General features: G+C 68.1%; 7 protein-coding genes. 3 read left to right on the top strand and 4 right to left on the bottom strand.

From position 1 onward, the window contains the following. From leuS to holA, 3 genes are all read left to right on the top strand, one after another. Positions 1–2,471: leucine--tRNA ligase (gene leuS, locus JHC99_RS16470; RefSeq protein WP_292155695.1), on the top strand; the 2,471-nt coding region annotated here is incomplete at its 5' end. Then, positions 2,468–2,959 (top strand): LPS assembly lipoprotein LptE, encoded by a 492-nt coding sequence (gene lptE, locus JHC99_RS16465; RefSeq protein WP_292155693.1) that lies wholly within the window; start codon positions 2,468–2,470, stop codon positions 2,957–2,959. The genes leuS and lptE, both read left to right, overlap by 4 nt. Then, a complete protein-coding gene (gene holA, locus JHC99_RS16460; protein WP_292155692.1) occupies positions 2,956–4,008 on the top strand; it encodes a DNA polymerase III subunit delta in 1,053 nt (350 codons plus the stop codon). The genes lptE and holA overlap by 4 nt, the downstream gene beginning before the upstream one ends. Before the next feature lie 154 nt (positions 4,009–4,162). Here holA and JHC99_RS16455 read toward each other — a convergent pair whose 3' ends face one another. From JHC99_RS16455 to rsmG, 4 genes are all read right to left on the bottom strand, one after another. Further along, on the bottom strand, positions 4,163–4,342 hold the full coding sequence (locus JHC99_RS16455; protein ID WP_292155690.1) for a hypothetical protein: 180 nt from the start codon (positions 4,340–4,342) through the stop codon (positions 4,163–4,165). Between the two features lie 26 nt (positions 4,343–4,368). After that, positions 4,369–5,208, bottom strand: a complete 840-nt coding sequence (locus JHC99_RS16450) for a ParB/RepB/Spo0J family partition protein (RefSeq protein WP_292155698.1) — start codon at positions 5,206–5,208, stop codon at positions 4,369–4,371. 70 nt (positions 5,209–5,278) lie between these two features. Next, positions 5,279–6,100 (bottom strand): ParA family protein, encoded by an 822-nt coding sequence (locus JHC99_RS16445; protein ID WP_292155689.1) that lies wholly within the window; start codon positions 6,098–6,100, stop codon positions 5,279–5,281. Further along, positions 6,090–6,704: a 16S rRNA (guanine(527)-N(7))-methyltransferase RsmG gene (gene rsmG / locus JHC99_RS16440; RefSeq protein ID WP_292155687.1), complete on the bottom strand. Its 615-nt coding sequence runs from the start codon at positions 6,702–6,704 to the stop codon at positions 6,090–6,092. The genes JHC99_RS16445 and rsmG overlap by 11 nt, the downstream gene beginning before the upstream one ends. Between the last annotated feature and the right edge of the window lie 88 nt (positions 6,705–6,792).

Genomic DNA, 6,792 nt, shown 5'->3' with positions numbered 1-6,792 from the left:
CCTATCCGTCGGGCAACATCCACATGGGCCACGCCCGCAACTATGTGATGGGCGACGTCGTGGCGCGTCACAAGCGCGCCCAGGGCTTCGATGTGCTGCACCCGATGGGCTGGGACGCCTTCGGCATGCCGGCCGAAAACGCGGCCATGGAGCGCGGCATCCACCCCAAGGGCTGGACCTACGACAACATCGCCGCGATGCGCGAACAGCTGAAGCTGCTGGGCCTGTCGCTAGACTGGAGCCGCGAATTCGCCACCTGCGACCCGGAATACTACGGCAAGCAGCAGGCCTGGTTCCTGGAGCTGTACCGACGCGGCCTGGTCTATCGCAAGGACGGCGTCGTCAATTGGGACCCCGTCGACAACACCGTCCTGGCCAACGAACAGGTCATCGACGGACGGGGCTGGCGCTCGGGCGCGATCGTCGAGAAGCGCAAGCTGAACCAGTGGTTCCTGCGCATCACCGACTATGCCGACGAGCTGATCGAGGGCCTGAAGTCGCTGGAAGGCCGCTGGCCCGACAAGGTCCGGCTGATGCAGGAAAACTGGATCGGCAAGTCCAAGGGCGCGACCCTGTGGTGGGATATCACGGTCGCCCCCGACTTCCTGCCCGCCTCGCCGGAGGGTGAGCCCAACCACGCCCGCGATCCGGTCGAGGTCTATACGACCCGGCCCGACACCCTGTTCGGGGCCAGCTTCCTGGCCCTCGCCCCCGACCATCCTCTGACCCGGGCCATCGCCGCCCACCGCCCCGACGTGGCCGCCTTCGCCGAGGCCTGCGCCCGGACCAGCACCTCTGAAGCCGACATCGAGAAGGCCGAGAAGCTGGGCGTCGACCTGGGCGTGCGCGTCCGTCATCCCTTCGATCCGGACAAGACCCTGCCGGTCTGGGCGGCCAATTTCGTGCTCTCGACCTATGGCTCCGGTGCCATCTTCGGCTGTCCAGCCCACGACCAGCGCGATCTGGACTTCGCCCGCAAATACGACCTGCCCGTCACCCCGGTGGTCAGGCCCGACGGTGCCGAGACCGTCGAGATCGGGACCGAGGCCTATGTCGGTCCCGGCTCCATCTTCAACTCGGGCTTCCTGGACGGCCTGTCGGTCGAGGCCGCAAAGGCCGCGGCCATCGAACGCATCGAGGCCGCCGGCCAGGGCAAGGGGGCGACCATCTATCGCCTGCGCGACTGGGGCGTGTCACGTCAGAGGTACTGGGGCTGTCCGATTCCGGTCATCCACTGCGGGGCGTGCGACGTCGTCCCGGTCCCGGCCGATCAGTTGCCCGTCGTCCTGCCCGACGACGTGACCTTCGACGTGCCCGGCAATCCCCTGGCGCGGCACCCGACCTGGAAACACGTCAAATGCCCGTCCTGCGGGGCCGACGCGACGCGCGAGACCGATACGCTCGACACCTTCGTCGATTCCAGCTGGTATTTCGCCCGTTTCACCGATCCCACGGCGGCCGAGCCGATCAACGCCGCCGCCGCCGACCACTGGCTGGCGGTGGATCAGTATATCGGCGGGGTCGAGCACGCGGTCCTGCACCTGCTCTATGCCCGGTTCGTGACCCGCGCCCTGGCCGACGCCGGGATGCTGTCGGTGCGGGAGCCCTTCGCCGGCCTGTTCACGCAAGGGATGGTGGTCCACGAGACCTATCGCCGGGCCGACGGGGCCTGGGTCGAGCCGACCGACGTGGACCTGACCAACGACGCCGGCGTCCGCTCGGCCCGCCAGCTCTCCACCGGCGAGACCCTCGTCATCGGCGACATCGAGAAGATGTCCAAGTCCAAGAAGAACGTCGTCGCCCCGGCTGAAATCCTGGACTCCCACGGCGTCGACGCAGGCCGCCTGTTCGTCCTGTCCGATAGTCCGCCTGAGCGCGACGTCCAGTGGACCCCCGGCGGGGTCGAGGGTGCCAGCCGCTTCGTCCAGCGCGTCTGGGCCGAGTTCGACGCCTATGATGCGGCTCCCGAGGGCGACGCGACGGCCAATGCCGCCCTGATCCGCGAGACCCACAAGGCCATCAAGGCTGTATCCGAAGGCGTCGAAGGCTTCCGCTTCAACTCGGCCATAGCAAAGCTCTACGCTTTCCTGGCCACGGTCCGTGACGCCAAGGATGCCGGCGGCGCGGCCAAGGCGCAGGCCCTGTCGGCCCTGGCCCGGCTGATCGCCCCCTTCACCCCCCACCTGGCCGAGGAAGCCTGGGCGCGACTGGGTCTGGACGGCATGGTGTTGGACGCGCCGTGGCCGGTCTTCGACCCGGCCCTGGCTGCCGACGACGAGGTGGTTCTGCCCATCCAGATCAACGGCAAGCGGCGCGGCGAGATCACAATGCCGCGCGGGGCCGATCCCAAGGCCGTCGAAGCCGAGGCGCTCGCCAATCCAGCCGTTCAGGCCTATCTGGAGGCCAACGCCCAATCCATCCGCAAGGTGATCGTCGTGCCCGACCGCATCGTCAATCTGGTGGCCGGATGACTGGCGGGCGCGCCAGACCGCTGACCCTCGTCGCGATCGCGATCGTGGGTCTGTTCACCAGTTCCTGTGGGTTCACGCCGATGTACGCCACGGGCGGGGCACCGGTCATGTCGCGGATCGCGGTGACGGCCGAGGACAACCGGCTCGGTTACCGCCTGCGCGAGCAGCTCGAGGATTCGCTGGGCTGGGACCGCGGATCACAGCCTGCCTGGCGCCTGACCACCCTGACCGAACAGAGCCGCCGCCCGCTCGGTCGCCGGATCGACGACACCGCCACCCGCTATGAGCTGACCGTCCGTACGGTCTGGACCCTGACGCCGACGGGCGCCGGAGCGCCCTTGACCGGCGTCGAGACGGCGACTCTGACCTATGCCGCTGCCGACCAGCCCTATGCCGCCATCGCCGCCCAGCAGGACGGCGAGGACCGCGCCGCCGCCGAACTGGCCCGCCTGATCCGCCTGGACATCCTCAGGGCGTTGTCGGAGTGATCCTGGCCAAGCGGCCCGAGATCGACCGCTTCCTGGCCCGTCCGGACGCAGGGATCCGGGCGGTGGTCATCCACGGCAAGGATCGCTCGGGCGTTTCCGAGCGCGCCACCGTCCTGTGCAAGACGGTGACGCCGGACCTCAACGACCCCTTCAACGTCACTGTCCTCACAGACAGCGATATCGACGGCGACGAGGCGAGGCTGGAAGAGGCCCTGACGGCGCTCAGCATGATCGGTGGGCGGCGTCTGGTCCGCGTGCGGCTGGGCGGCGAGAAGGCCTCGATCGACAAGATGCTGGCGGCCGTCGTGAAAACCCACGGGGACGGCGGCTTCAACCCCGACGCCATGCTGGTCATCGAGGCCGGGGCGCTGGGCCGCGAATCCGCCCTGCGCAAGGCCGCCGAGGCGGGCAAGGGCTCGGCCGCCATCGTCTGCTACGAGGATGAGACCGGCGACGTGGCCCGCATGACGCGCGAGGCGCTGTCCGCTGAGAAGGTCTCCCTGACCTCCGACGCGCTGGACCGGTTCGTGTCCCGCCTGCCCCGCGAACGCGGCCTGATGCGCCAGGAGATCGAGCGGCTGGTCCTCTATATCGGCCCCGGCTCCGGCCGCCAGATCGACGTGGCCGAGTTGGAGGCCCATCTGGGTGTCGAACCGGACGCCTCGCTTCAGGACGCCGCGCTGCAGGCCTTCGGAGGCCGTCCCGCGCCGTCGCAATCGGGCCTGCGCCGCGCCCTGGCGGAGGGCGAGAGCGCCGTCATGGCCGTGCGCCAGGCCTCGATCCATCTGGGCAAGCTGCGCCGCATCAATGTGCTGCAGGAGACCGGCAGCGGGGCCAAGGAGGCCGCCAAGGCCGCCGGCGTCTTCTGGAAACAGGAGGCCGAAATGCTCCGTCAGGCCCGCGCCTGGCGCCTCGACGATCTCGACCGGGTGCTGGACAGCATCAACGTCGCCGATGTGGCGACGAAGACCACGGGGATGCCCGAGGCCCTGATCGCCGAACGACTGCTGCTGGAAATCGCGGCCCGCGCGAGGCGGTTGGGGCTGTAGACAGCCTCTCCTCCCCGCGCGCAGCGTGGGGAGGGGAACCACGAAGTGGTGGAGGGGCCCTGTCCGCGCACACCGTGTCTGGGGCAAGAACCCCTCCGTCTCCTCGCCAAAGAGGCTCGGATCCACCTCCCCATGCGACGCACGGGGAGGAGAATTAACCCCGTTTCGACGCCTTCTTGAACGCGGGCTTCGCCATGGCGGCGCTCTTGGCCTGGGCGGCCTTTTCGGCGTGCTGGGCGGGCTTGAAACCGCCGCCACCGCCAGCCGCACCGGCCTTCTTGGCGGCGAGGACGCGTTTCAGGGCTTCGGCGGGGGTCTCGGGCGTATCGGTCATGGCGTCAGCCTAGCACGCAATGGTCGCTACAGCCGCATGAGACGCCGACAGAGATCGTCCAGTTGTTCGAGCGTGGCGTAGGACAGGACCAGATCCCCCTTCCCGCCCCGATCCGCGAGCGACACCTTGAGCCCCAGGGCGTCGGCGAGGTCGTTCTCCAGCGCGGCGATGTCGGCCGCACCCTCCTGTGCGCCACCCGCAGCCTTCTTCGGCGGCGCTCCCGGACCGGCGGCGGCCTTGCGGGCCAGCGCCTCGGTCTGGCGGACATTCAGGCCGTCGCGGTGGACCTGTTCGGCCAGGGCAGCGGGGTCGGGCGCGGTGACCAGGGCCCGGGCGTGACCGGCACTGAGCCGCCCGTCGCGGACATAGTCGATGACCCCGTCGGGCAGCTGCAACAGGCGGATGGTGTTGGCCACATGGCTGCGGCTCTTGCCGACGATGCCCGCGACCATGTCCTGGGTCCGCGCGAACTGTTCCATCAGCTGCTTGTAGGCCTCGGCCTCTTCGATGGGGTTCAGGTCGGCGCGCTGGACGTTCTCGATGATCGCCACCTCGAACACCTCGGCGTCGTTCATCTCGCGGATGACGACGGGCACCTCGGTCAGGCGGGCCGCCTGGGACGCGCGCCAGCGGCGTTCGCCGGCGACGATCTGGTACAGGTCGGCCTGGCCCGTGATCGGCCGCACCAGAATGGGCTGGAGCACGCCCTTGTCGCGGATCGAGTTGGCGAGCTCGTCCAGTTGCTCCTGGGCGAAGATCTTGCGGGGCTGATGAGGGTTGGGTTTGATCTGCTCGATCGGCAGGGTGGTGACGCCGCGCGACGCGTCGCCGGTGACCGACACCGGCTCGTTGATGGTCTCACCCATCAGGGCGGACAGACCGCGACCCAGACCGCGTTGACGTTCAGACACTTCAGGCATTTCCGTTCGCTAGAGTTCAGGCGGCCAGTTGGGCGCGGCGACGGCGCTCGCGGCCGACCACTTCCTTGGCGAGGCGCAGATAGGCCTGGCTGCCGGTACATTTCAGGTCATAGATCAGCACAGGCTTGCCGAACGACGGCGCCTCCGAGACCCGGACGTTGCGCGGGATCACGGCGTCATAGACCTTGTCGCCGAAATGGCTGCGCACATCGGCCGCGACCTGACCCGACAGGGCGTTGCGACGATCATACATGGTCAGGACCAGGCCCTGGATTTCCAGAGACGGGTTCAGGCTCTGGCGCACCATCTCGATGGTCTTCATCAGCTGCGTCAGGCCCTCAAGCGCAAAGAATTCGCACTGCAGCGGCACCAGCACCCCGTCGGCGGCGGCCATGGCGTTGAGCGTCAGCAGGTTCAGGGACGGCGGGCAGTCGATCAGGACATAGTCATACGCGGTATGGCCAGCCTCGGCGGGCTTTTCGAGGGCATCGCGCAGTCGATAGGACCGCCGGTCTGCCTGGCTCAGCTCGATCTCGACGCCCGACATATCGGCGTCGGCGGGGATGATGAACAGGCCCGGGACGCTGGTCTGGACCGCCGCCTCGTGGATAGACCGTCCGTCGACCACCACGTCGTAAATCGTGATCCGCCGTGTTTCACGTGGAACACCCAGGCCCGTGGACGCATTCCCCTGAGGGTCCATATCGACGATCAGGACCTTCTCGCCGATGGCCGCGAGGGCCGTGCCCAGGTTGATGGCCGTCGTCGTCTTGCCCACCCCGCCCTTCTGGTTGGAGACGGCAAGCACACGGGTTCGCTTTTCGCGTTCAAGAGCCACGGCGCAGTGTCCTGACGGTTAGGATTCGTCCGCGCGGATCGCTGCGGGAGACGGAGAGGTCTGCATCCACTTGCCAGACCTTGCGGGCCTCTTGCAACTCGGCTTCCGCCTTCTCTCCCTTGAGAAACAGACCTTGTGCACCGCGCTTCAGATAGGGCTGTGCATAACCCAGAAGTTTCTCCAACGGGGCGACCGCGCGGGCCGTCACCACGTCGACCTTGATCTCCTGTTCCTCGGCCCGCCCCCAGACGACGGTGGCCGGCAGGTCGAGCTCTTCGACAACGGTCTGCAAGAAGCGGCACCGCTTCTGGAGCGAGTCGATCAGCCAGACATGGGCGTCGGAGCGACCTTTCAACAGGATCGCCAGGACGACCCCCGGGAACCCTGCCCCGGCACCCAGATCCGCCCAGGTCCGGGCCTCGGGCGCGAGGTCCAGCAGTTGCGCAGAATCGAAGGCATGACGGTTCCAGAAATCAGGCAGGCTGTCGGGCCCGACGAGGTTCATCACGGCATTGGCCTCGGTCAACCGATCAAGGAAGGTGGCAAGGTCCGCCATCCGCTCGGGCCACGCTCCGGTGGCCGTCTGGAATTCCGCGGGGGTCATGATGCCTGTCTCCTCTCCACCGCGAAGCGATGGGGAGGTGGATCGGAGCGCAGCGACGAGACGGAGGGGTTCTCGACCCCAGACACAC

This window comes from Brevundimonas sp., assembly GCF_016463485.1.
Taxonomy (GTDB): domain Bacteria; phylum Pseudomonadota; class Alphaproteobacteria; order Caulobacterales; family Caulobacteraceae; genus Brevundimonas.
This window is presented reverse-complemented; position numbering and strand designations above follow the sequence as displayed.